19 protein-coding genes are annotated in these 22,403 nt (G+C 67.7%); 6 read left to right on the top strand and 13 right to left on the bottom strand.

What is annotated here, in order from left to right; all coding sequences use genetic code 11:
* The first annotated feature begins 12 nt into the window (after positions 1 to 12).
* A complete protein-coding gene (locus AZ34_RS18960; RefSeq protein ID WP_035609393.1) occupies positions 13 to 1,734 on the top strand; it encodes a methyl-accepting chemotaxis protein in 1,722 nt (573 codons plus the stop codon).
* Between the two features lie 13 nt (positions 1,735 to 1,747).
* On the opposite strand, the gene AZ34_RS14660 is transcribed toward AZ34_RS18960, so the two are convergent.
* From AZ34_RS14660 to AZ34_RS14650, 3 genes are all read right to left on the bottom strand, one after another.
* On the bottom strand, positions 1,748 to 2,830 hold the full coding sequence (locus AZ34_RS14660; protein ID WP_081767347.1) for a sensor domain-containing diguanylate cyclase: 1,083 nt from the start codon (positions 2,828 to 2,830) through the stop codon (positions 1,748 to 1,750).
* 296 nt (positions 2,831 to 3,126) lie between these two features.
* Entirely contained in the window at positions 3,127 to 4,845 is a 1,719-nt protein-coding gene (gene recJ, locus AZ34_RS14655; RefSeq protein WP_035609390.1) for a single-stranded-DNA-specific exonuclease RecJ, read from the bottom strand.
* Positions 4,842 to 5,909: a hypothetical protein gene (locus tag AZ34_RS14650; RefSeq protein WP_051509892.1), complete on the bottom strand. Its 1,068-nt coding sequence runs from the start codon at positions 5,907 to 5,909 to the stop codon at positions 4,842 to 4,844. The genes recJ and AZ34_RS14650 overlap by 4 nt, the downstream gene beginning before the upstream one ends.
* Before the next feature lie 65 nt (positions 5,910 to 5,974).
* On the opposite strand from AZ34_RS14650, the gene AZ34_RS14645 reads away from it, so the two are divergent.
* The 3 genes from AZ34_RS14645 to AZ34_RS14635 all read left to right on the top strand — a co-directional run bounded on the left by AZ34_RS14645 (position 5,975) and on the right by AZ34_RS14635 (position 8,543).
* Positions 5,975 to 7,243, top strand: coding sequence for a lipoprotein-releasing ABC transporter permease subunit (locus tag AZ34_RS14645; protein ID WP_035609388.1), 1,269 nt, complete (start codon positions 5,975 to 5,977; stop codon positions 7,241 to 7,243).
* Between the two features lie 13 nt (positions 7,244 to 7,256).
* A complete protein-coding gene (gene lolD, locus AZ34_RS14640) occupies positions 7,257 to 7,976 on the top strand; it encodes a lipoprotein-releasing ABC transporter ATP-binding protein LolD (RefSeq protein WP_051510193.1) in 720 nt (239 codons plus the stop codon).
* A 255-nt stretch (positions 7,977 to 8,231) separates the two neighbouring features.
* The gene (locus AZ34_RS14635) at positions 8,232 to 8,543 is read left to right on the top strand and encodes a hypothetical protein (RefSeq protein ID WP_035609385.1); all 312 of its coding nucleotides are present in this window, start codon (positions 8,232 to 8,234) and stop codon (positions 8,541 to 8,543) included.
* A 28-nt stretch (positions 8,544 to 8,571) separates the two neighbouring features.
* Here the strand turns inward: AZ34_RS14635 and AZ34_RS14630 are convergent, their stop codons facing one another.
* From AZ34_RS14630 to AZ34_RS14605, 6 genes are all read right to left on the bottom strand, one after another.
* Positions 8,572 to 9,612 (bottom strand): VWA domain-containing protein, encoded by a 1,041-nt coding sequence (locus AZ34_RS14630; RefSeq protein WP_035609382.1) that lies wholly within the window; start codon positions 9,610 to 9,612, stop codon positions 8,572 to 8,574.
* A 61-nt stretch (positions 9,613 to 9,673) separates the two neighbouring features.
* A complete protein-coding gene (locus AZ34_RS14625; RefSeq protein ID WP_035609379.1) occupies positions 9,674 to 10,660 on the bottom strand; it encodes a DUF58 domain-containing protein in 987 nt (328 codons plus the stop codon).
* Between the two features lie 35 nt (positions 10,661 to 10,695).
* Positions 10,696 to 11,730 carry an AAA family ATPase gene (locus AZ34_RS14620; protein WP_035609377.1) on the bottom strand — a complete coding sequence of 345 codons (1,035 nt, stop codon included), beginning with the start codon at positions 11,728 to 11,730 and terminating at the stop codon, positions 10,696 to 10,698.
* 15 nt (positions 11,731 to 11,745) lie between these two features.
* Positions 11,746 to 12,582 carry a S1C family serine protease gene (locus AZ34_RS14615; protein ID WP_081767238.1) on the bottom strand — a complete coding sequence of 279 codons (837 nt, stop codon included), beginning with the start codon at positions 12,580 to 12,582 and terminating at the stop codon, positions 11,746 to 11,748.
* 165 nt (positions 12,583 to 12,747) lie between these two features.
* On the bottom strand, positions 12,748 to 13,173 hold the full coding sequence (locus tag AZ34_RS14610) for a YchJ family protein (protein ID WP_035609375.1): 426 nt from the start codon (positions 13,171 to 13,173) through the stop codon (positions 12,748 to 12,750).
* Positions 13,170 to 14,183 (bottom strand): bifunctional helix-turn-helix transcriptional regulator/GNAT family N-acetyltransferase, encoded by a 1,014-nt coding sequence (locus AZ34_RS14605; protein ID WP_035609373.1) that lies wholly within the window; start codon positions 14,181 to 14,183, stop codon positions 13,170 to 13,172. Before AZ34_RS14605 ends, AZ34_RS14610 begins: the two co-directional genes overlap by 4 nt.
* Positions 14,184 to 14,258: 75 nt before the next feature.
* On the opposite strand from AZ34_RS14605, the gene AZ34_RS14600 reads away from it, so the two are divergent.
* Both AZ34_RS14600 and AZ34_RS14595 read left to right on the top strand, forming a co-directional pair.
* Positions 14,259 to 15,164, top strand: coding sequence for a TatD family hydrolase (locus AZ34_RS14600; protein ID WP_051509890.1), 906 nt, complete (start codon positions 14,259 to 14,261; stop codon positions 15,162 to 15,164).
* On the top strand, positions 15,152 to 15,652 hold the full coding sequence (locus AZ34_RS14595; protein WP_035609370.1) for a DNA-deoxyinosine glycosylase: 501 nt from the start codon (positions 15,152 to 15,154) through the stop codon (positions 15,650 to 15,652). Before AZ34_RS14600 ends, AZ34_RS14595 begins: the two co-directional genes overlap by 13 nt.
* Positions 15,653 to 15,756: 104 nt before the next feature.
* On the opposite strand, the gene AZ34_RS14590 is transcribed toward AZ34_RS14595, so the two are convergent.
* From AZ34_RS14590 to AZ34_RS14575, 4 genes are read right to left on the bottom strand one after another with little or no spacing between them, the layout of a single operon-like run.
* The gene (locus tag AZ34_RS14590; protein WP_035609367.1) at positions 15,757 to 16,374 is read right to left on the bottom strand and encodes a TetR/AcrR family transcriptional regulator; all 618 of its coding nucleotides are present in this window, start codon (positions 16,372 to 16,374) and stop codon (positions 15,757 to 15,759) included.
* Between the two features lie 14 nt (positions 16,375 to 16,388).
* Positions 16,389 to 17,858 (bottom strand): efflux transporter outer membrane subunit, encoded by a 1,470-nt coding sequence (locus AZ34_RS14585; RefSeq protein ID WP_051509888.1) that lies wholly within the window; start codon positions 17,856 to 17,858, stop codon positions 16,389 to 16,391.
* Positions 17,859 to 17,869: 11 nt separating this feature from the next.
* Entirely contained in the window at positions 17,870 to 21,010 is a 3,141-nt protein-coding gene (locus tag AZ34_RS14580) for an efflux RND transporter permease subunit (RefSeq protein WP_035609365.1), read from the bottom strand.
* Positions 21,011 to 21,031: 21 nt separating this feature from the next.
* A complete protein-coding gene (locus tag AZ34_RS14575) occupies positions 21,032 to 22,231 on the bottom strand; it encodes an efflux RND transporter periplasmic adaptor subunit (protein WP_035609362.1) in 1,200 nt (399 codons plus the stop codon).
* Positions 22,232 to 22,403 lie beyond the last annotated feature (172 nt).

The following is a 22,403-nucleotide window of genomic DNA, read 5'->3' as shown; positions in this document are numbered from 1 at the left end:
AGAGCAAGGCTCATGAAATTCTTCGACGACCTGCGCGTGGCCCACAAACTGTGGGCCACCGTGCTGTTATTGATACTGTCCCTGTTGACGCTGTCGGTGGTGACGCTGCTGCGCTTCGAGCATTTGGCCGACAGCGCGCTGCAACAAGTGCGCACGGCCGAGGGCCGCATCACCATCGCCACGCACTGGCGTGACCGGGCGGAAAGCGCCATGGACATGTCCATGGGGCGCATGGTGTCCGCCGATCCAACCCTGACGCAGATCCTGAGCGACAAGGTGGCCGCCATCACGGCCAGCCTGAATCCTGTGCAGGAAAAGATCAACAAGGAAGTTGACACACCCGAGGAGAAAGCAGCGCTGGAGGCGGTGGCGGCCATACGCGCCGAAGTCCGTGGCCTGTCGCCCAAGATCAACGAAATGATCAACCAGGGCGCCGACATGGCCGCTCGACAGGCTTTCGTGGAGAAGGAATACAAGCCGCGCGCCGCCGCCTACATCGGCGCGATCAACAAGTTTGTCCAGGTCCAGGAAAAGAGCCGCGACGCCGCCGTGGCCGAGGCTGAGGCGGCGCAGACGCGACTGCTGATCATTGCCTTCGTCTGCGCGGCCGTGATCGTCGTGCTTGGCATCTTGCTTGCGATGTACCTGATCAGCGCCATCACCAAGCCGCTGGCGCATGCGGTCAAGGTGACGGAGGCAATCGCCAGCGGGGATCTGACCGTCACGGTCATCGTCCGGCGCACCGACGAATTCGGCAACCTCCTGCGCGCCACCGCCACCATGGCCGAGCGCCTGCGCGGCCTGATCGCCGAAGTGCGGTCCAGCGTGGAATCGGTCAGCGCGGCCTCGGGTGAAATCGCCAGTGGCAACACCGACCTGTCCGCCCGCACCGAGCAGATGGCGGCCAATCTGGAGCAGACCGCAGCCAGTCTGCAGGAGTTCACCTCCACCGTGGGGCAATCGGCCGACACCGCCACCCAGGCCAATCAATTGGCCTCCAAGGCAGCAGTTTCGGCCCAGGAAGGCGGCAATGTGGTGCAGCAGGTGATCCAAAGCATGAAGCTGATCACCGACGCGTCGACCAAGATCAACGACATCATCGGCGTGATCGACGGCATCGCCTTCCAGACCAATATCCTGGCGCTGAACGCGGCGGTGGAGGCAGCGCGCGCGGGCGAACAGGGGCGGGGTTTCGCGGTGGTGGCGGGCGAGGTGCGCAGCCTCGCGCAGCGCAGCGCCGAGGCCGCCAAGGAAATCAAGGGCCTGATCGGCAACTCGGTGGACGCGGTGCAGATGGGTTCGATCCAGGTGGCGCAGGCCGGCAAGAGCATGGAGGAGATCGTCTCTGGCGTGCGGCGGGTGTCCGACCTGATCGGCGAAATCACCGCCGCCGCCGCCGAGCAGCGCGATGGCATCAAGCAGGTGAACCAGGCCGTCACCAACCTGGACCAGGTCACGCAGCAGAACGCGGCGCTGGTGGAGGAGTCCGGCGCGGCTGCCGCGTCCCTGCGTGATCAGGCGCGACGCCTGGCCGAAGTGGTGGCGGTGTTCCAGGTTCAGCAGCAGGCTGCCGAGGCGCCGCAAGTGACACCGAAGGCGCCTGCGGCCGCTTTGTCTGGGGCCAAGCCGAAACCGGTCGCGACATCCGCACCCACCCAACGCGCGCCGGCCCGGCAGTTGGGCCACGGCGGCGCTGGCAAGGTGGAAGAGAAGGACGGCTGGGGCCTGTTCTGAGTGAAACGGCCCTTCACCCGCACGCCGCATGCATCATAGGTGGCCAGACCTGGGTGCGGTTGCGGCCCTGCCGTTTCGCCGCGTACAAGGCCTGGTCGGCGCAACTGATCAGGGCCTCTCCCTGGTCAGCATGCAGCGGGAAGGCCGCGACGCCGCAGGACAGGGTGACAGTCAGCGGGGGCGTATCCTTGCCGCTCACGCGCAAGGGCGTCTGGCAGAAGGCCGTGCGCAACGCCTCGGCGCGCTGGGTCGCGGTGTCCAGCGAGATGTCGGGCAGCAGCAGCAGGAATTCCTCGCCGCCATACCGGAACACCATGTCCTGCGCGCGCACATGGCGTTGCATCAGCTGGGCCAGGTTCTGCAGCACGAGATCGCCAACGGCATGGCCTCGGGTGTCGTTGATGCACTTGAAGTGATCGACATCCACCAGCAGCACGGCCAGCGAGGAGCGTGCGGCGCGGCAACGCGCCAGCTCAGGTTCGAGCACCTCGCCCAGATGGCGGCGGTTGTACAGGCCGGTGAGCGGATCCCGCACGGCCTGTTCCCGCAACCGGGCTTGCAGGGCATTGATCTTCTGGTATTGCTCGCGCAGTTTCAGATTGCTTTTGCGCCAGGCCAGGGCCCGCTGGTGGCCGGTGTGCCCGAAGGCGACCAAGTAGAGGGTGAGCGCCACCATGGACAGCACCGTGGCCGCGACCCCGGTGTGCGGGTTCAGTGGGTAATGCAGGCCGCTGAACCAGACCACCGCGGCGCCGAGGCCCATGGCCCCGACCAGCCGGGGCACGCCTGCGTGCCCGCCGTAGAAAGCGACGAAATTGATGTTGTTGCAGGCGAACAGCACGAAGCTGAGCCAGGTTGGAAAGCCCAGGCCCGCCGCCCAGGCTCCGCTGGCCGCGCAGTCCAGCAGCAGGTGCGGCATTTCCGCGCGCAACTGGTCGCGTGCGGTGCGCGCGCGCCAGTACAGCAGATGCGGGTAAATGTAGAACTGTGTGATCAGCAGGGCCCAGAGCCAGAGGGGGGCATCGATGTCGATCAGGTGCGCGCCCAGGGGCAGGCCCAGCAGGGCGCAGACGAAGAACCGATTGGAATAGTTCATGCGCACCAGCCAATGCGCGCGCGCCCGCTCCGTGGGCGGTTGCGATCTGGGGCGGGCAGCTGCGGGGGGCGACATGGCGGTCAGATCAGGGGCGCAGTCGGCCAACGCCTGGTTCGCCGGGCGGGGAAGCTCCCTCATCAGGTGGGTCGGCGAGTGGAGGTTCATGAAGTGCCGGATGACGCGCAAATCCGAACACTCTAAATTTGAAGGCGGGCGGGGTCCATCCCAGCAATGGGGGAAGGGCATACCCGTCTGGCCGAATCCGCAGCGCCGGTGGAGGCTGGACCCGTGGCGGGCTAGAGTTCGGCGCCTTCGATCAGGAAACGCAGTCGTCGCACACCCTGCCATTCATCGGCTTCCAGGCGAAACGCCAGCTTGACCCGCTTGCGTGCGGGGGGCAGGGGTTCGGCGCGACCGAACCAGATGCCGTCCACCGGCTGGCCCTGGTGCCGCAGCTTGAGCGCCAAGTGCTTCTCGGCCACCAGGCGTTGCGAAAGCACTTCCACCTCCTCGCCGAAGGTGGGCGGCGCGAAACCCTGGCCCCAGACCTCGCGGGCCAGGGCGTCCACGATGTCCGTGCGGCGGTATTCGGGTGGCAGCGCGCCGTCGGTCTCGATGCGGCGTGTCAGGGTGGCGGCGTCCAGCCATTCCCGGGCGACTTCGTCCAAGGCCCGCTCGAACACCTCGAAATGTGACTGGGCGATGGTGCAGCCCGCCGCCATGGCGTGTCCACCAAAGCGCAGCAGCACGCCGGGATGGCGCTTGGACACCAAGTCCAGCGCGTCGCGCAGGTGAAAACCGGGGATGGAGCGGCCCGAACCCTTCAGCTCGCCCTCGTGCCCCGGTGCCCGGCTGGCCGCGAAGACGAAGCTGGGGCGGTGCAGCTTGTCCTTGAGTCGCGCGGCGACGATGCCGACCACGCCCTCGTGGAAATCGGGGTCGTAGACACAGAGTGCGCTGGGTGCTTCTTTCTCAGGATCGTAAAGCTGTTCGACGATGTCCATCGCTTGCGCCCGCATGTCGCCCTCGATTTCGCGCCGTTCGCGGTTGATGCCGTCGAGCAGGCGAGCGAGTTCGTCGGCGCGGCTGGCGTCGTCGGTCAGCAGCAGCTCGATGCCCAGCGTCATGTCGGCCAGCCGGCCCGCCGCGTTGATGCGCGGGCCGAGCGCGAACCCGAAGTCAAAGGCGCTGGCGCGCGTGGGGTCGCGGCTGGCGATCTGGAACAGCGCCCGCAGGCCCTCGGGCATGGACTGGGCGCGGATGCGTTTGAGGCCTTGCGCGACCAGGCGGCGGTTGTTGGCGTCGAGCTTCACCACATCGGCCACGGTGCCAAGCGCGACCAGGGGCAGCAGGGCGTCGAGCTTGGGCTGCGTGGCCGGATCCAGCACACCGCGGGCGCGCAGCTCCGCGCGCAGCGCCAGCAGCACGTAGAACATCACCCCCACGCCCGCCATGTGCTTGCTCTCGAACGTGCAACCAGGCTGGTTGGGGTTCACGATGACATCGGCCTGCGGCAATTCAGCGCCGGGCAGGTGGTGGTCCGTCACCAGCACCTGCATGCCAAGTTCGCGCGCCAGCGCCACGCCGTCCACGCTGGCAATGCCGTTGTCCACGGTGATCAGCAGGTCCGCGCCACTGTCCTTCACGCGCCGGCTGATCGGGGGTGTGAGGCCGTAGCCGTCCACCACCCGGTCAGGCACGAGGTAATGCACATGCCGCGCGCCCAGCATGCGCAAGCCGCGGATGCCCACGGCGCAGGCGGTGGCGCCGTCGCAGTCGTAGTCGGCCACGATGCAGAGCTTGTGGTCCCGCTGGATCGCATCGGCCAGCAGCGTGGCGGCTTCGGTCGCACCCTTGAGCGTGGCGGGCGGCAGCAGGCGGGCCAATGTGTCGTCCAGTTCTTCCCTGTCGCGCACGCCCCGGGCGGCGTAGAGACGCGCCAGCAAGGGATGCACGCCGGCCTGTTCCAGGGCCCAGGCCGTGCGCGGCGGGACATCACGGGTGACGATCTTCATGCGGGAACCAGCAGTTCGGCGAGGGCCTCATTCTGCAGGCCCGGGCGGATGCGCTGGCGCAGGCGGCGCCAGAAGCCGTTCGAGCTTGGCTCGGTGCTGTCCGAGGTCGCGAGCATGTGCAGGCCGCAGAGCACGAGCTGGGTCGGGGCTTGCGTCGTCCGAGGCTGGGCGTCCTGGGGTCCGGTGGGCTCGGTCAGCGTGAGGGCCAGCTGCGCGTCGAGTGCTCGCCAGGCCTCGGCCCAGGCCCGCCAGTCGCCCAAGGCGTAGCCCTGCAGCGCGGGGGCGACCAGGCTGTCCAGCACGGTCCAGGTGATCTGCGGCGTGGGCACGGCGGCCAGCTTTCCGCCGCCGTGCAACCAGAAGGAGTTGACGGACGGCAGGCCGCGCGCTTCGCGCGCGTCGTTGACCGGGTGGGTGTAGAGCAGCATCTGCATCTCGTTTTGCAGCCGTCGCAACAGCGGCGCGGCGGGTGAGGCGGTCGGCAACCAGGGCGCCACGTCGCCGCCCAGGGCCAGCACGCGCTCGGGCGCGGGGCTGCGCAGCCCACGCAGTGCATCGCCGCGCACCAGCCATAACCCGGGACGGTCGATGTGCAGGCTGAGGCCATCCTCCGCGAAATACGCTTGCATGGCGGCGCACAAGGCCTGGGCCTCGGCCTCGTCCAGCCGCAACTGGTCGGGGTCGCTCAGGCGCACCTGGGACTGGCCCACACCTTGCGGCAGCACCCAGTGCGCGGGGGTCATAAAGGCCCAGGCGGCCGTGTCGGCCTCGGGCAGGCGCAAGGCATGTGCGCGCAATGCGGCCCAGGGCGGGACCAGCGGGTCCAGACCCAGGGCCTGGGCTAGCATGGCTTCGTGTGCGCTGGTCACACCGTTCGCGTCGAGCCTTCGGGTTTGCAGGGGAGCCCGGTCCAGAAGGCCTTGCAGCGAGGGCAGCCAGCGGCCACCAGCGCGTGAGGACGCGCCGCCGTTCTTGAATACGGCTTGGAGCGCCGCCCGGGCCGCGGGCGCGGCCTCGGCGTCGTCCACCAGGGCATGGGGAATCAGGAGGTGCGAAAAAGGCATGGGCAGGATTGTCCTGTACAGTCCCACCGCTTCGAGCAATCCGGAAAAGAACCGACGGGACCTGCATGGAATGGCCTTATGAACTCAGCCTGGGCTGGCGCTACACGCGTGCCGGTCGGGCGACCCGGCGCAACGGCTTCATCTCCTTCATATCAGGCGTGTCCATGCTGGGCATCGCGCTCGGGGTGGCGGCGCTGATCATCGTGCTGTCGGTGATGAATGGTTTCCAGAAGGAAGTGCGCGACCGCATGCTGGGTGTCGTCTCGCATATCGAGATCCATTCCGCCGACGGCCTGGCCCTGCAAGACGCCGACCGCACGCTGGACCTGGTGCGCCAGCACCCGGAAGTCGTCGGTGCCGCGCCCTTCATCAGCTCGCAGGCCCTGCTGGCGCGCGGCGAGGACATGAAGGGTGCGTTGCTGCGCGGCATCGTGCCCGGATTGGAGGGGCAGGTGACCGACCTGGCCGCGGGTCTGCAGCAGGATTTGTTGCAACGCCTGGTGCCTGGCGAGTTCGGCATCGTGCTCGGGCGCGAGCTGGCGCGGCAACTGGGTGTGCGCGTGGGCGACCCGGTGACGCTGATCGCACCCAGTGGCCAGATCACGCCCGCTGGCGTGCTGCCGCGCATGAAGCAAATGCGGGTGGTCGCCCTGTTCAACTCCGGCCACTACGAATACGACTCGGGCCTGGCGCTGTTGCATGTGGATGACGCGGCGCGCATCTTCCGGCTCGAGGGCGCCACTGGCATCCGAGTCAAGCTCAAGGACCTGCATCAGGCGCGCGAGGTGGCCTCGGACCTCGTCGCCACCCTGTCGCGGGGGCAAAACCAGGACCTGATCGTGCGTGACTGGACGCAGCAGAACCGCACCTGGTTCGCCGCCGTGCAGCTCGAGAAGCGGATGATGTTCATCATCCTGACGCTCATCGTGGCGGTGGCGGCTTTTAACCTGGTGTCCACGCTGGTGATGACGGTCACCGACAAGCGCGCCGACATCGCCATCCTGCGCACGCTGGGCGCGAGTCCGGGTAGCATCATGGGCGTGTTCGTGGTGCAGGGATCGCTGGTGGGCGTGATCGGCACCTTGGCTGGGCTGGCCTTGGGCCTGGGCGTGGCTTTCAACATCGATGTGCTGGTGCCCGCGCTGGAGCGCCTGCTGCAAGCGAGCTTCCTGCCGCAGGACATCTACCTGATCAGCCGCATGCCCAGCGAACCGCTGGCCAGCGACATCGTGCCCATCGCGCTGATCTCCCTGGTGCTGGCCTTCGCGGCCACGCTTTACCCGAGCTGGCGCGCCAGCCGCGTGAATCCTGCGGAGGCGCTGCGTTATGAGTGAACTGACGACCCCCATGCTCCCCGAGGGGGCTGGTTTCGCCTTGGGGCGGCCCGGCGGCGAAGCTGTGGTCTTGCAGGCCCAGGGCCTGCAGAAGCGTTACACCGAAGGCCGGCTCGACGTGAGCGTGCTGCGCGGCGTGGACCTGCAGGTACACGCGGGCGAGATCCTGGCCGTGGTTGGCGTTTCGGGATCGGGCAAGAGCACGCTGTTGCACCTGCTGGGTGGCCTCGACGCGCCGAGCGCGGGCCGTGTGCAGCTCATGGGCCAGGATTTCTCCACGCTCTCAGCGACCGTGCAAGGGCAGTTGCGCAATCATCACCTGGGCTTCGTCTACCAGTTCCATCATCTGCTGCCCGAGTTCAGTGCCCAGGACAACGTGGCCATGCCCTTGTGGATACGCCGCCTGCCGCGCGCCGAGGCGGCGCGACAGGCCGACCGGGTGCTGGAAGCCGTGGGCCTGGGTGAGCGCCTGCTGCACCGCCCCGCTGAGCTGTCTGGCGGCGAGCGCCAGCGCGTGGCCATTGCCCGGGCGCTGGTCACGCGCCCCGCCTGCGTCTTGGCCGACGAGCCCACGGGCAACCTGGACCGGGGCACCGCCGAGGGCGTGTTCGAGCTGATGCTGAAGTTGGCGCGTGAGCAAGGCACGGCCTTCATCGTCGTCACGCATGACGAGACCCTGGCGGCTCGTTGCCAACGCACGCTACGCCTGGACCAAGGCATGCTGCGGTCCTGAGTCGGCCCCGTAGCCTTTCATGAGCGCGCCGTAGGCAAACTGCGTCGTATCTCGCCCGCCCCGCGGTGGGATGCGGCCGATCGCGATGCGGGCCGCGTGGTCCCTCGAACCGTCCGGGCCACCGAATTTTTACCCTCGCTTTACCCAGGTTTGCAATCGCCTCACTCGCGGGCTACAGCCTGGTCGCACGATTGACGTCCAGCGGCACACCAGGCGTGACTTGCGCCACCACAGCATGGCCGCGACGGAGCGCGTATGACCCTGCAAGCCCATCCAGCCACGTCCCCAGCCTCGCCGCACCAGATTTTTTCAGTGACGGTGGACGCGCTGACACGGGAAATCTATGAAACCGCGAGCCCGGCCATGCGCGCGCGCATGAAGGCGCAGGCCTGCGCGCGGGTCATGCCCGAATTGACGCTGGCGCAGCGTGCCCAGCTGCAGCAACTGCTCAGGCACGGGGACACGACCGTTCTGGCCGAGATCCAGAACGAGGAACCCGACTGGGCTGCCTACGGCGTCGGCGCGGCCCTGCTCTGGATGCTGGAGACCGACTTGCGCTCGCTGTGAATCCCGGGGCGCAGAGGCGCGCGCGGCTTCAGGCCACGCGATGGAACCACAGCATGGACAAGGTGGCGCTCGCCATCACCAGCAGCGCGCCCAGCAAGGCCAGCAAGGCGGTGATCTCGGTTTCCTTTTTCTCGACGGTCAGGCGCGAGCTGAGGTTTTCATAGACCTGGGTCAGTGCCTCGGCCGAGGCCGCATGGAAGTATTCCCCGTGGGTCAGCTTGGCGATGCCTTTGAGCGACTCCTCGTCGAGCCGCGCGTGCATGGACCAGCCTTCAAAGCCGATGGTCACGCCCTCGACCGTGCCCACACCCACCGTGTAGACCCGCACACCGCGGTCGGCGGCCAGCTTGGCGGCTTCCAGTGGGTCCACGCCCGTCGTGCGCTGGCCATCGGTGAGCAGGATGACGGCGGCTGAACCGTAGGAGCCAGGCGCTACCGGCGCGGGCGGCGGGATGGCGGGGGAGGCGTCCAGCGACATGCCTCGAGGCTGGCCGTAGCGGCCATGGGCGAGCTGGCCCAGGTCGATGCCGGAATCGGGGAAGAGGGCGGCCAGCGACAGCACGATGCCGTTGCCGGTGGCCGTGCCACGCTGGAGCTGGAAGCGGTCGATGGCCGCGTTCAGATCCTCCCGGTTGGTCGTGGGCAGTTGCGCGATCTGCGCCGAACCCGCGAAAGCAACGATGCCGACCTTGACGTGGCGTGGCAGCTCGGCCAGAAAGGCGCGGGCGGCGGCCTGTGCCGCTTCCAGCCGGCTGGGTTGCACGTCGGTGGCGCGCATGCTGCCCGACACGTCGATGGCCAGCATGATGGTCTCTTGCTGCGTGGGCAGGGCGATGCGGGCCATGGGGCGCGCTGCGGCCAGCAGCAGGGCGGCCAGCGCCAGCAGCAGCAGGGCCGCAGGCAGGTGTCGACGCCAGTTGCGTCGGGGCGTCATCGCCTGCTTGATCAGGGACAGGCTGGCGTAGGTCACCACCTGTTGGCGCTTACGCCGCCACAGCCAGACATACAAGCCGGTCAGCAAGGGCAGCGTCAGCAGCAGGAACAAGAACGTGGGCCAAAGAAAGCTCATGGGAACACCTCCCTGTCGTGCGCCGCCGCGCACCTCCACACCACCATGACGATTCGGGAATTCACGCGGCCTCCCGCGCCACCAGGCGCAGGCGAGCGCTGCGCGGGATCGGCGCGCTGGCCCGGGAGGCGCCACCCGGGTTCACACGACCGCGCCGCGCGCGTGCTTGCCGCAGTTGAACGAAGCGCAGCAGGGCGGGCAAGAGTTCTTCGTCGGCCGCGAGTTCGAGTGTGTCGGCACCCGCGCGAGCCAAGGTGTCGCGCAAGGCGTCCTCGCGCTGCGCGGCCAACCGAGCGAAGCGCTCGCGGAACACCGGGTCTTGCGTGTCCACCAGCAGCACCTCACCGGTTTCAGCGTCCTGCAGGGGCAACAGACCGAGATCGGGCAATTGCTGTTCCAACGGGTCGTACAGGCGCACGGCGACGACATCGTGGCGCTGGGTCAGGTGTGTATAGGGGCGTTCCCAGCCGGGTTCGCTGATGAAGTCCGACAGCAGAAAAACCGCGCTGCGGCGGCGCAGCAGATGGTTGGCGGCCTTGAGCAGGTCTTGCAGGCGCGTGGGGCCAGAGTCCGCCGCGGGCGAGTCCGGGTGTGCGCTCAGCAGGTGCAGCAGCCGCAGCACATGGGACCGGCTGGCACCGGGCGGCAGGATGGCGCGCACCTCACCGTCGTACAGCAGGGCGCCGACCCGGTTGCCATGGCGGGTGAGCAGGCGCGCCAGCACGGCGGTGAAATCCACCAACTGCGCGCGCTTGGGGCGTTGCCCCGAACCAAAGTCGAGCGAGGCGCTGAGGTCGATCAGGAACCAGGCACTCAGTTCGCGGTCTTCAGTGTAGACCCGCACATGGGGCTGCTGCAGACGCGCGGTGACGTTCCAGTCGATGTGGCGCACATCGTCGCCTCCCTGGTACTCACGCAGGTCGGCCAGATCCAGGCCGACGCCGCGCAGCACGGTGCGGTGGTCGCCTTGCAGCAGACCGTCGAGACGGCGCAGCACCGTCCACTCCAGCCGATGGAGGGTTTGTTCCGCCGCGCCGAGCGTGTTCATGGGTCCGGGCTTCCAGGCTGAGGTGGCTTCAGGGTTCACGCGGCCTTGTCATGTTCCATGACCTTGGTGGGCAGCGGCACGCGGGCCATGAGTTGGCCGATCAGTGTGTCGCTGTTCAGTCCGTCGCTCAGGGCCTCGTAGGACAGCACGAGGCGGTGCCGCAACACGTCGGCGGCCAGATCGCCGAAATCCTCGGGCAAGGTGTAGGCGCGGCCGCGCAGCAAGGCCAATGCCCGCGCTCCCTCCACCAGGCTGATGGTGGCGCGGGGGCTGGCGCCGTAGCTCAATTGCTTTTCCAGTTCGGGCAAGCCGGCGCGTTTCGGATCGCGCGTGGCCGTGACGAGCTTGACCGTGTACTGCACCAGCGCCGGATCAACGTAGACCGCGCGGCACTGGGCCTGCAGCCGCGCCAGTTGCGCCGTGTCGGTGACGGCGTTCGCTTGCGCGGGCGCTTCGCCGGACACCGCGCCGGTGACACGCTGGGCGATGACGAATTCTTCCTCGTCGCTGGGATAGTCCACCAGCACCTTGAACATGAAACGGTCGACCTGCGCCTCGGGCAGGGGGTAGGTGCCTTCGGTCTCGATGGGGTTCTGCGTGGCCATCACCACATAGGGCGAGGGCAGGCGGTGGCTTTCGCCCGCGATGGTCACCTGGCGCTCCTGCATGGCCTCGAGCAGCGCGCTTTGCACCTTGGCGGGCGCGCGGTTGATTTCATCCGCCAGCAGCAGGTTGGCGAAGACGGGGCCCAGCACGGTGCCGAAGTCCCCTGTTTTCTGGTTGTAGATGCGTGTGCCCACCAGGTCGGCGGGCACCAGGTCGGGCGTGAACTGGATGCGCTTGAACTGGCCTTGCACCACCCGGGCCAGGGTCTTGACGGTCAGCGTCTTGGCCAGACCGGGCGCGCCCTCAACCAGCAGGTGGCCCTGGGCCAGCAAGGCCACCAGCACGCGTTCCAGGAAACGGTCCTGCCCGACGACGACGCGCTTGACCTCGTAGAGCACTTGCTCCATCAGACGTGCCGCTTCCGTGGCGTCGGTGGGCGTGAGGTTCTGGGGAGTCGTGCTCATGGAGGCCCTTTCTGCTTAGAACGGATGCATGCCGACGGCCGAGGCCGCGTTCTCGATGGGCACGGCGAAGCCGATGCCGATGAAGGTGCGCTGATCGCTGGGGTTGAGGATGGCCGTCACGATGCCGACCACCTTGCCGTCCAACGTCACCAGCGGTCCGCCCGAGTTGCCGGGGTTGGCCGCGGCGTCGAACTGGATCAGGTTGCCGATCACCTGCTTGCCCTCGGGCGAACGAAAGCTGCGGCCCAGCCCCGACACCACGCCATGGCTCACCGAGGGGCCGATGCCGAAGGGAAAACCCACGGCGACCACGCCGTCGCCGGGTTGCAGATCCGCCGTGGAGCGCAGGGTGGCGGGTTCCAGATCGTCCGGCACCAGGCGGGCCTGCAGCACGGCCAGGTCGTTTTCCGTCTGGGTGTTGCTGATGTAGGCTGGCGAGGTGCTGCCGTCGAAGAAGGTCACTTCGACGCGTTGCGCGCCGGCGACCACATGCAGATTGGTCAGGATCACGCCGCTGTTGACGATCACCACGCCCGTGCCCACGCCATGCTCTTCCTCTTCGCCCTTGGCGGCGGCGTAGCTTTTGACGCGTACCACCGAAGGTGCGATGGCGGCGGCGGCGCGCGCAGCTGCTGAGGGCAGCACTGTGGTTTCCAGTGTCTTGAGCACGGCCGCGTCGATGTCCTGTTGCGTGAGCTTGCGCGCGGGCGGCTCGGGCCACAGGGCCTGGATCAGCAGCATGAACAAGGCCAACAGTGCGAGCACACGCCAGAAATGCGGCCGCAAGCCTTGCATCCACCGGGTCAGTGGGGTGAGCAGCGCGCTCGATGGCAGACCGGACGGCACACGCATGATGGGCTCCTGCGTAAGGATGGCGCGACAGTAGCACGGACGCGTGGTTTTTGCAGCCCCCGCGAGGGGCAGGGGAAAACCAAGGCGCCGCCCAGTGGTTTCCCGCACGACTGAGCTGGGAGGGTGGGGCGTTGTTGTGCGGGTGTCTTGGCCTGTGTCGGCCGCTCAGCTTCGCAGTTCGCCGTCGAGGTAGTACCAGCGGCCCGCCAGGCGGATAAAGCGGCTGAGCTCGTGCAAGCGGTTGGCGCGCCCGCCCAGCTTGCTGCGCGCCACGAATTCCACCGTCGCGCGCGCTCCCTCCTCGCGCGCGGCGCGCAGGTCCAGGCCGAGCCAGCGGGTGCCAGGGTCCAGGGTCAGTTCAGGCGGTCGGGTGTCGGGATGCCAGGTGGCCAGCAGGTAGTCCACCCGACCCAGCACGAAGGCGCTGTAGCGCGAGCGCATCAAGGCTTCGGCACTGGGGGCCGGTGGTGGCGTCGGGGTGATCGGCCCAAGACCACCAGCAGGCGCGGCCTCGCCATGCCAGCGCCCGCAGCAAGCTGAGTAGGGGGCGCCGATGCCGCAAGGGCAGGGCGTGCGTGCTAGCGCGTTCATAGCCGTAGCTCCCAGGTTTCGGCGATCAGCTTTTGGCCGAAACTCTCGTGCGGCGTGCTGGCGATCATCTGGTAGCCAGCCTGGGCGTAGAGCGTGCGCGCGGCGCTCAGGATGCTGTGGGTCTTCAACCGGATGCGTGCGTAACCGGCCGCGCGAGCGAAGCGCGTGCATTCGTCCACCAGCCGCCGGCCGACGCCCAGGCCGCGCGCTGCGGGTTCGACGATCAGCAGGCGCAGTTGGGCCACGTCCGGTTCGGACTGGCCCCGGGTTTCGTCTTGAGCCTGCACCAGAAAGACGCAGCCCAGGGGGTGACCGGGCGCATCGGTGGTCAGGCCAGCCGCTCCCGCCGCGTCCGAAGTCTCCGCGCGCTCGGCGATCCAGGCGTTTTCGCGGCGGGGGTCGAGGTGGTCGATGTAGTCTGCCCCGATGCGTGCGACCATGGCCTCGAAGCGCCCGTCCCAACCGTGTTCCTGTGCGTACAGTGCCGCGTGGCGCGCGATCATCCAGCCGACATCGCCGGGCCGCAGGCCGCGCAAGCGGATGGGGCCCGCCTGGCGGCGGTCGAGCAGGGCCTCGATGCGCCGCGCTGCGTACAGCAGCTCCTGCTGTTCGCCTTCGGTCAGCGGCGCGAGCAGGGCGCTCATCTGCGCCTGCGCGCGCTGCTCGAGCGGCGCCAGCGCGCGTTGCCCCGTGGGTGTCAGGGACAGCAGCGTTTGCCTGCCATCATGGGCCGCGCGTTCAGCCCTCACCAGCTTGCGCTCGCGCAAGCCGGTGAGCAGGCGGCTCAGGTAACCCGTGTCCAGCTGCAGTGCCTCGGCCAGCTCGCGGGCCGTGATGCCTGGTGTGTGCGCCAGCTCCCAGAGCACGCGTGATTCGGGCAGAGTGAAGGAGGATTCGAGCAGGCGATCCTGCAGCACGCCGATGCGGCGGGTGTAGAAACGGTTGAAGGCGCGCAGCGTCGCGGCGCGATCGGCCATGGACGGCATGGCCAAGGAGGCAGCGGGGTTCATGACGCCAGTGTGGCGCAGATGCTTGCTTTTGGCAAGTATATTGGTGACCACAAGGCTTGCGGCATCATTCAGGGCATGACGGAGCGCCGCGACACCTTCATCGACACGCATGTGCACCTCGACGCGCCCGAGTTCCTGCCGGACCTGGCCGCCGTGCGCGCCCGCGCGCGCGACCAGGGCGTGGCCTGCTGCGTGCTGCCCGCCGTGCAGGCGCGGGATTTCGAACGCGCGCGTGCCTTGGCGCATGAGCATGGCGATGTCTACGCCTTGGGCATTCACCCCTTGTACGTGGCGGCGGCCGAGGACACGGACCTGGATCGCCTGGACCAGGCCCTGACCCGCCACCGGGACGACCCGCGCCTGGTGGCCGTGGGCGAGATCGGGCTGGATCTGTTCGTGCCCGCCCTGCGGGAGGAGCCGCTGCGCAGGCGGCAGATCTTCTTCTACCGCGAGCAGTTGAAGCTCGCGAAAAAACACGGCCTGCCGGTCATCCTGCATGTGCGGCGCTCGGCTGATTTGCTGCTGCAGGGCCTGCGCGAGCTGGCACGACCGGGCGAAACCTGGCGTGGCATCGCCCATGCCTTCAACGGCAGCTTGCAGCAGGCCCAGGCTTTCACCGCCCTCGGTTTCAAGCTGGGCTTTGGCGGCGCACTGACCTATGAACGCGCGACCAAGCTGCGTGAACTGGCGCGGGTCTTGCCGCTGGAGGCCCTGGTGCTGGAGACCGATGCCCCCGACATTCCGCCGCACTGGCTCTACACCACGGCGGCGCAACGCGAGCAGGGCATCGCCCAGGGGCGCAACGAGCCGGGCGAACTGCCGCGCATCGCGCAGACCCTGGCCGAGCTGCGCGGTCTGGACCTGGGGCAGCTGGCGCTGGCCACCCGGGCCAATGCCTGGGCTGCCTTGCCGCGCCTGGGCGCCTTGATGGGAGCACAAGGGGGGGCGCTCGCCAGCGAGGCCACGGCATGCCGCGACTGAACGGCCTGGCGCCCATCGTGGGGCCGCGCACCCGCCTGCTGGTGCTGGGCAGTTTTCCCAGCGTCGCGTCCCTGCGCGAGCAGCGTTACTACGCGCACCCGCAAAACCATTTCTGGAAGATTTTGCAATCCATCTGGCCAGACCCTCCTCTGCCCGACGCCAGTGCCTACGAGGCGCGCTGCGCCTGGGTGCTGGCGCGGGGCCTGGGCATCTGGGATGTGTACGCGAGCTGCGAGCGGGAGGGCAGCCTGGACAGCGCGATCCGCAACGCCGTGGTGAACGATTTCGGGGCCTTGCGCGCCGCCTGTCCCGAGCTGCGGCTGATCGCGCACAACGGCGGTGAAAGCCACAAGCACGCCAAGCACACAGCCGCTTTCGGCTTGCCCGTGCTGCGCTTGCCATCGACCAGCCCGGCCAACGCAAGTTGGAGCCTGGAGCGCAAGCGGGCCGCCTGGCGCGACGCGGCCGAGCAGGCCGGGCTGCTTTGACTGTCTCGCACGCGGTCAGTCCTCCAAGACCGCGGCGGCGTCCACGGCTTTCACCGCAGGCAAGGCGCGCGCAAAGGGCTGCGGGTGCGCGCAGGCGGCGCGCGTCAGCTCGTCAGCAATTGACGCACGAGTTGCCGAATCACCCGGATCACCGCAGGTTTGTTCATGTGGGGCTGGGAGATGCTCTGGTTCATCAAGCCGTTGAAGAGGGCGCCGATGACCGTGGAGCGGGCCATGATCTCCTCGTCGCTCAACTCGATGCCCCGTTCGTTCAACGCCTTGCGCACGTAGGCAGCGGCGCGATGCTGGATGACGAGTTCGCTGGACTGCACCACGGCCGCCAGCTTGGGGTTGCGGCAGGCCTCGGCCAGCACCTCGATGCTGAGGGCGACCTCGTTGCGCGCGGTGATGTCCTCGATGGAATTCTCGATCCAGCCGGCCACGTCGACGGCGAGATCATCGGCCTCCTCGATCTCTGAGATGCTGCGCACGATCTCGTCACGGTCACGTTCGACGATGGCGGCGATGATCTCGTCCTTGTTCTCGAACAGGTTGTAGATGTGTCCGGGGCTCATCCGCGCGGCCTTGGCGATTTCGGCCATGCTCGCGCCGTGAAAACCGCTGCGCCGAAAGCATTCTGCCGCCGCTTCGAGAATCTGTTCACGGCGGTCGCGAGCGCGCTCGCTGTGCGACTGGGTTTGTTGTGGGTTCGTGCTGTTCATGGGAGGCACCACGATTATCCCTTGGGCGTCCCCGTCTCCCGCAGGCCGCCGCCCAGCACCTTGTAGACCGTGACGCGGTTGATCTGCTGTGCCAGGCGCGCCGAAATCAAGGCCTGTTGCGCTGCGTAACTGGAGCGCTGCGCGTCCAGTGTTGTCAGGTAGTCATCGATGCCCTTGTCGTAGCGCGCCCGCGCGAGGCGCAAGGCGTCTTGCGTGGAGGCGGCCAGGGCTTCCTGGGCGGCGGTCTGTTCGCCCACCGTGGCGCGCTGCGCCAGCGCGTCCGACACTTCCTTGAAGGCGGACTGGATGGCTTTTTCGTACTGGGCCACGGCGATGTCGCGGTCCAGCTCCGAGACGCGCAAGTTGGCCCGATTGCGTCCGCCGCTGAAGATGGGGATGCTGATTTGCGGCGAGAAGCTCCAGAATTCCTGTCCGCTCTTGAACAGATTGTCCAGGTCGGCGCTGGCCGAGCCCGTGCTGGCGGTCAGCGAGATGCGCGGAAAGAAGGCGGCGCGGGCCGCGCCGATGTTGGCGTTGGCTGCCTCCAGCGTCTTCTCGGCCTGCTGCACGTCGGGGCGCATCAGCAAGGTGTCCGAGGGCAGGCCGGCGGCGAGGTCCTGGGTCAGGGTCAGGGCGGCGCTGGAGATGTCGCTGGGCAACAAAGCGCTCGGCACGCTCGCACCGACGAGCATGTTCAGCGCATTGCCGTCTTGCGCGACCAACTGGCTGTAGCTGGCGACGTCGGCGCGCGCGGAGTCCACGGTGCTTTGCACCTGACGCAGATCCAGCGTTGAGGAAACGCCCAGCTCCTGCATGCGCTGGGTCAGGCGCAGGGTCTCGCGGCGGCTTTGCAGCGTTTGCTCGGCCAGCGCGAGCAGCTCGCGGTCCGCGGCCAGCGTCATGTAGGCCACCGACACCTGCGAGATCAGCGAAATCTGCGCGCTGCGCTGTGCCTGCTCGGTGGCCAGGTACTGCGACAGGGCCGCATCCTTGAGGCTGCGCACGCGTCCGAACAGGTCGAGTTCGTAGGCGCTGATGCCGACGGTGCCGCTGTACTGGCGCGAGATCACCGACTGACCAGCCTGACTGAGGTCAGCCGGCAGGCGCTGGGCGCTTTGCCCGACGCCGGCGCTGATGGATGGCAGCAACTCGGCGCGTTGCACCTGGTAGAGCGCCTGCAGGCGTTCCACGTTCAGGGTCGAGACGCGCAGGTCCCGGTTGTTGCGCAGCGCCAGTTCGATGACCTTGCGCAGCTTCTCGTCGGCGAAAAATTCCCGCCAACCCAGTGCTTCGGCTGTTGGGGCTCCGTCGGCATCGTTGCCGCTGGTGCTGATGGCGGGCGCGTTGGCCGGCGTGGCGGCCCAGGTGTCGGGCACGACGGAGAGGGGGCGCTCGTAGTCGGGCGCCATCGTGGAACAGGCGGCCAGCAGCGTGGCGGCGGCGACCGCAGTGAGCAGGCGCAGGGGGAAAACAGGGGAGCGCATACGGATTTCCTTCAATGTTGCGTGGGGATGCGGAGCTGGTGGTCCAGGGCTGTGCGGCCCGGGAACAGCGTCTTCACGATCACGAAGAACAGGGGCACGAAGAAGATGCCCAGCACGGTGGCGGCGAGCACGCCGCCCAGCACGCCGGTGCCGATGGCGTTCTGGCTGCCAGCGCCGGCACCGCTGGCCAGGGCCAGGGGCAGCACGCCGAGCGCGAAGGCCAGCGAGGTCATCAGGATGGGGCGTAGGCGCAGGCGCGCGGCTTCCAGGGTGGCGTGGATCAGCGTCTGGCCACGCTCCATCTGCTCCTTGGCGAATTCGACGATCAGGATCGCGTTCTTCGCCCCCAGGCCGATGGTGGTCAGCAGGCCGACCTGGAAATAGACGTCGTTGGACAATCCGCGCAGAACGGTCGCCAGCAGCGCGCCGATCACCCCCAGCGGGACGACCATCATCACCGCGACCGGAACGGACCAGCTCTCATACAGCGCTGCCAGGCAGAGGAAGACCACCAGCAACGACAAGGCGTAGAGGGCGGGGGCCTGCGAGCCGGAGAGGCGCTCCTGGTAGGACAGGCCCGTCCAGGCCAGGCCCACGCCCGGGGGCAGCTTCGCGGCGATTTCCTCGACGGCTTGCATGGCGGCGCCCGAGCTCTTGCCCGGCGCGGCCTGGCCGGCGATCTCGACGGCGGGCAGACCGTTGAAGCGCTCCAGGCGGGGTGAACCCATTTCCCAGTGGGCGCTGCCGAAGGCCGAGAAGGGCACCATCTGACCGCCGCTGTTCTTGACGCGCCAGGTGTTCAGGTCTTCGGGCTGCATGCGGAAGTTGGCGTCAGCCTGGATGTAGACCCGCTTGACACGACCGCGGTCGACGAAGTCGTTGACGTAGGCGCTGCCCCAGGCGGTTGAGAGCATGGCGTTGATGTCGGCCACCGAGACACCCAGCGCGGAGGCCTTGGCGTGGTCGATGTCCAGGCGCAGCTGCGGCGAATCTTCCAGGCCGTTGGGCCGCACACCCACGAGGTCGGGGTGCTGGGCCGCCATGCCGAGCAACTGGTTGCGCGCGTTCATCAGTGCTTCGTGGCCGAGGCCGGCGCGATCCTGCAGATAGACGTTGAAGCCCGAGGCGTTGCCCAGTTCGATCACGGCCGGCGGAGCGAAGGCGAAGACCATGGCGTCGCGAAACTGCATGAAGCTGCCCATGGCGCGGCCGGCGATGGCCTGCACGCCTTGTTGTGCGTCGGGGCGTTCGCTCCAATCCTTGAGTCGCACGAAGGCGATGGCCATGTTCTCGCCCTGGCCGGCGAAGCTGAAACCAGCGACCGAGAAGACGGACTCGACGTTCTGCTGCTCGGACTGCAGGAAATGCTGCTCAACGCGTTCCACCACCTTGAGCGTGCGTTCCTGCGTGGCGTTGGCCGGCAGCTGGACCATGGAGAACAGGATGCCCTGGTCTTCCTCGGGCAGGAAGGAGGTGGGCAGGCGCAGGAAGAGCACGCACATGCCGACGACCAGCAGACCGTAGACCAGCATGGAGCGTCCGCGCTTGCCCAGCAGGCGTTCCACGAAGTTCTGGTAGCGGCGGGCGGTCTGGTCAAAGCCGCGGTTGAACCAACCGAAGAAGCCGGTGCGCTGCGCCTGGTGCGAGGCGTCGACCGGCTTGAGCAGCGTCGCGCACAGGGCCGGCGTCAGCACCATGGCCACCAGCACCGACAGCACCATGGCCGAGACGATGGTGATGGAGAACTGGCGGTAGATCACGCCCGTGGAGCCGCCAAAGAAGGCCATGGGGATGAACACGGCCGACAGCACCATGGCAATGCCCACCAGGGCACCGGAGATTTGACCCATGGACTTGCGCGTCGCTTCCTTGGGCGAGAGGCCCTCCTCGGCCATCACCCGCTCGACGTTCTCCACCACCACGATGGCGTCGTCCACCAGCAGACCGATGGCCAGCACCAGGCCGAACATGGTCAGGGTGTTGATCGAGAAACCAGCCACCGCCATCACGCCGAAGGTGCCCAGCAGCACGACGGGCACGGCGATGGTCGGGATCAGCGTGGCGCGGAAGTTCTGCAGGAAGAGGTACATCACGAGGAAGACCAGCAGGATGGCTTCCGCCAGGGTCTTGACCACCTCGTGGATCGAGACTTCGACGAAGGGCGTCGTGTCATAGGGCACCACGGCCTTCATGCCGGCGGGCATGGTGGCACGCAGGTCCTGCAGCGCCGCCTCGACCGCCTTGGCGGTGGACAGGGCATTGGCGCCCGAGGCCAACTTGATGGCCACGCCGGCGGCGGGCTTGCCGTTGTAGCGCGAGACGGCGGCGTAGCTTTCCGCGCCCATCTCGACGCGGGCCACGTCGCGCAGGCGCACCTGGGCGCCATCGGCCTGGCTCTTGACGAGGATGGCCTCGAACTGGGCCGGCGTCTGCAGGCGGGTCTGCGCGGTGATGGTGGCGTTGATCTGCTGGCCGGCCCGGGAAGGCGCGGCGCCGATCTGGCCGGCCGACACCTGGGCGTTCTGAGCCTGAATGGCCGCGACGACCTCGGCCGGCGTCAGCTTGTACTGGTTGAGCTTGTTCGGGTCCAGCCAGATCCGCATGGCGTACTGGGCGCCGAAGAGCTGGACCTCGCCCACGCCCTCCACCCGGCTCAGCGCATCAACGATGTTCGACGCCACGTAGTCGGACAGGTCAGTCTGGTCCATGCTGCCGTCTTCGGAGACGAACCCCAGCACCATGAGGAAGTTCACGGTCGACTTGACGACCTGCACCCCCTGGCGCTGCACTTCCTGTGGCAGCAGGGGCATGGCCACCTGCAGCTTGTTCTGCACCTGCACCTGGGCGATGTCGGGGTCGGTGCCGGAGGCGAAGGTCAGCGCGATGGAGGCACTGCCGGACGAGTCGCTGGTGGAGGTGATGTAGGTCAGGCCATCGATGCCCTTCATCTTCTGCTCGATGACCTGGGTCACCGTGTCCTCGAGCGTCTTGGCGGAAGCTCCCGGATAGTTGGCATTGATGGACACCTGGGGTGGAGCAATCTGCGGGTATTGCGAAATGGGCAGGCTGCGGATGGCGAGGCCGCCCGCGAGCATGACGACGATGGCCAGCACCCACGCAAAGATGGGCCGGTTGATGAAGAGGCGCGACATGGTCAGATTCCTTCCCTGGGCTCAGTGAGTGGCCTGCATGGCCTGCGCCGTCTGCTGCACGCCTTCGGCCCGCCACGCGGTCGCCTGCACGGTCATGCCGGGCTGGACCACCTGCAAACCCTCGACGATGACGTTCTCTCCGCCCTGCAGGCCGGAGGTCACGAGCCAGTTGTTGCCCAGCGACTGGCCGATCGCAACCGGACGTGCTTGCACCGTCCCGTCCGCGCCCACCGTCATGACACTCGCGTTGCCCTTGGCATCGCGGCTGACTGCCTTTTGCGGCACCACGATGGATTGCTGGCTCACGCCTTTCTCAACCACGGCGCGGACATACATGCCCGGCAGCAGCTCACGCTTGGGGTTGGGGAAGACGGCGCGCAGCGTCACCGTGCCGGTGGACGGGTCCACCGAGACCTCGGAGAACTGCAGCTTGCCGGCATGCGCGTAGGTGCTGCCATCCTCGAGCAGCAGCTTGACGTTGCCCTGGCCCTGGGCCTTGACGCGCCCTTCGGCCACATCCTTCTGCAGGCGCATCAGTTCGGTGCTGGACTGGGTCAGGTCGACGTAGATGGGGTCGAGCTGCTGCACCGTGACCAAGGTGCTGCTCTGGTTGGCGGTGACCAGGGCACCCGGCGTGACGCTGGAGCGGCCGATGCGGCCCGAAATGGGCGCGTTGACGCGGGTGTAGGCCAGGTCGATCTCGGCCGCCCGCACTTGGGCCCGGGCGGACAGGACTTCGGCCTGGGCCTGCTTGAGCGCTGCCCGGGCGTCATCGCGGGACTGCTTGCTCACCGCCTCGATGTCGGCCAGCTCTTCGTAGCGCGCGGCGCGCAGGCTGGTGGACGTCAGGTTGGCCTCGGCCTTGGCCAGGTTGGCCTTGGCGCTGTCCAGGGCGGACTCGTAACGCGCCGCCTCGATCTGGTAGAGGGCCTGACCTGCCTGGACTTCGCCGCCTTCGCTGAAGTTGCGCGCCTGGATGATGCCCGAGACCTGCGGGCGCACCTCGGCGATCAGATACGGCGCGGTGCGACCGGCCAGCTCACTGGTGAGCATGACATTCTGGGCCTGGACGGCCAGGACTTCGACCACGGGTGCGCGGGCGCCGCCCTGACCCTGGCGTTCGCTGCCTTGGCTCGGCGAACAGCCGGAGATGAGCAGGGCCGTGGCCAGGGCGGTGGCGCTGAGCAGGTAGGCGCGTCGGGTGTTGCTTGGGGTGTGCATGAGAAGGACCTTTGCAAGGAAGAAAGACGGGAAGGGCTGGAAAACTGGGCTTGTGGAGTGATTCAAGGGAGGACTTGAATCACTGAATGAACGTTCATTCTATTTATTTCAAAAGACCTTCTGAACGAGTCGGATATTGCCGTGGGTGTGTGCAAACGCCTGCCCCAGCCCC

Origin of the sequence: Hylemonella gracilis str. Niagara R, from assembly GCF_000600295.1 — a bacterium.
In the GTDB taxonomy this organism is placed as follows: Bacteria; Pseudomonadota; Gammaproteobacteria; order Burkholderiales; family Burkholderiaceae_C; genus Hylemonella; species Hylemonella gracilis_A.
The sequence above is the reverse complement of the archived record's forward strand: the minus strand, read 5'-3'. Positions and strand labels throughout refer to the sequence as shown.

What these genes read in the sequence shown, in the direction of transcription:
- AZ34_RS18960 (WP_035609393.1), top strand. Translation starts at nt 13, where the DNA reads ATGAAATTCTTCGACGACCTGCGCGTGGCCCACAAACTGTGGGCCACC.
- AZ34_RS14660 (WP_081767347.1), bottom strand. Translation starts at nt 2,830, where the DNA reads ATGAACTATTCCAATCGGTTCTTCGTCTGCGCCCTGCTGGGCCTGCCC.
- recJ (WP_035609390.1), bottom strand. Translation starts at nt 4,845, where the DNA reads ATGAAGATCGTCACCCGTGATGTCCCGCCGCGCACGGCCTGGGCCCTG.
- AZ34_RS14650 (WP_051509892.1), bottom strand. Translation starts at nt 5,909, where the DNA reads ATGCCTTTTTCGCACCTCCTGATTCCCCATGCCCTGGTGGACGACGCC.
- AZ34_RS14645 (WP_035609388.1), top strand. Translation starts at nt 5,975, where the DNA reads ATGGAATGGCCTTATGAACTCAGCCTGGGCTGGCGCTACACGCGTGCC.
- lolD (WP_051510193.1), top strand. Translation starts at nt 7,257, where the DNA reads ATGCTCCCCGAGGGGGCTGGTTTCGCCTTGGGGCGGCCCGGCGGCGAA.
- AZ34_RS14635 (WP_035609385.1), top strand. Translation starts at nt 8,232, where the DNA reads ATGACCCTGCAAGCCCATCCAGCCACGTCCCCAGCCTCGCCGCACCAG.
- AZ34_RS14630 (WP_035609382.1), bottom strand. Translation starts at nt 9,612, where the DNA reads ATGAGCTTTCTTTGGCCCACGTTCTTGTTCCTGCTGCTGACGCTGCCC.
- AZ34_RS14625 (WP_035609379.1), bottom strand. Translation starts at nt 10,660, where the DNA reads ATGAACACGCTCGGCGCGGCGGAACAAACCCTCCATCGGCTGGAGTGG.
- AZ34_RS14620 (WP_035609377.1), bottom strand. Translation starts at nt 11,730, where the DNA reads ATGAGCACGACTCCCCAGAACCTCACGCCCACCGACGCCACGGAAGCG.
- AZ34_RS14615 (WP_081767238.1), bottom strand. Translation starts at nt 12,582, where the DNA reads ATGCGTGTGCCGTCCGGTCTGCCATCGAGCGCGCTGCTCACCCCACTG.
- AZ34_RS14610 (WP_035609375.1), bottom strand. Translation starts at nt 13,173, where the DNA reads ATGAACGCGCTAGCACGCACGCCCTGCCCTTGCGGCATCGGCGCCCCC.
- AZ34_RS14605 (WP_035609373.1), bottom strand. Translation starts at nt 14,183, where the DNA reads ATGAACCCCGCTGCCTCCTTGGCCATGCCGTCCATGGCCGATCGCGCC.
- AZ34_RS14600 (WP_051509890.1), top strand. Translation starts at nt 14,259, where the DNA reads ATGACGGAGCGCCGCGACACCTTCATCGACACGCATGTGCACCTCGAC.
- AZ34_RS14595 (WP_035609370.1), top strand. Translation starts at nt 15,152, where the DNA reads ATGCCGCGACTGAACGGCCTGGCGCCCATCGTGGGGCCGCGCACCCGC.
- AZ34_RS14590 (WP_035609367.1), bottom strand. Translation starts at nt 16,374, where the DNA reads ATGAACAGCACGAACCCACAACAAACCCAGTCGCACAGCGAGCGCGCT.
- AZ34_RS14585 (WP_051509888.1), bottom strand. Translation starts at nt 17,858, where the DNA reads ATGCGCTCCCCTGTTTTCCCCCTGCGCCTGCTCACTGCGGTCGCCGCC.
- AZ34_RS14580 (WP_035609365.1), bottom strand. Translation starts at nt 21,010, where the DNA reads ATGTCGCGCCTCTTCATCAACCGGCCCATCTTTGCGTGGGTGCTGGCC.
- AZ34_RS14575 (WP_035609362.1), bottom strand. Translation starts at nt 22,231, where the DNA reads ATGCACACCCCAAGCAACACCCGACGCGCCTACCTGCTCAGCGCCACC.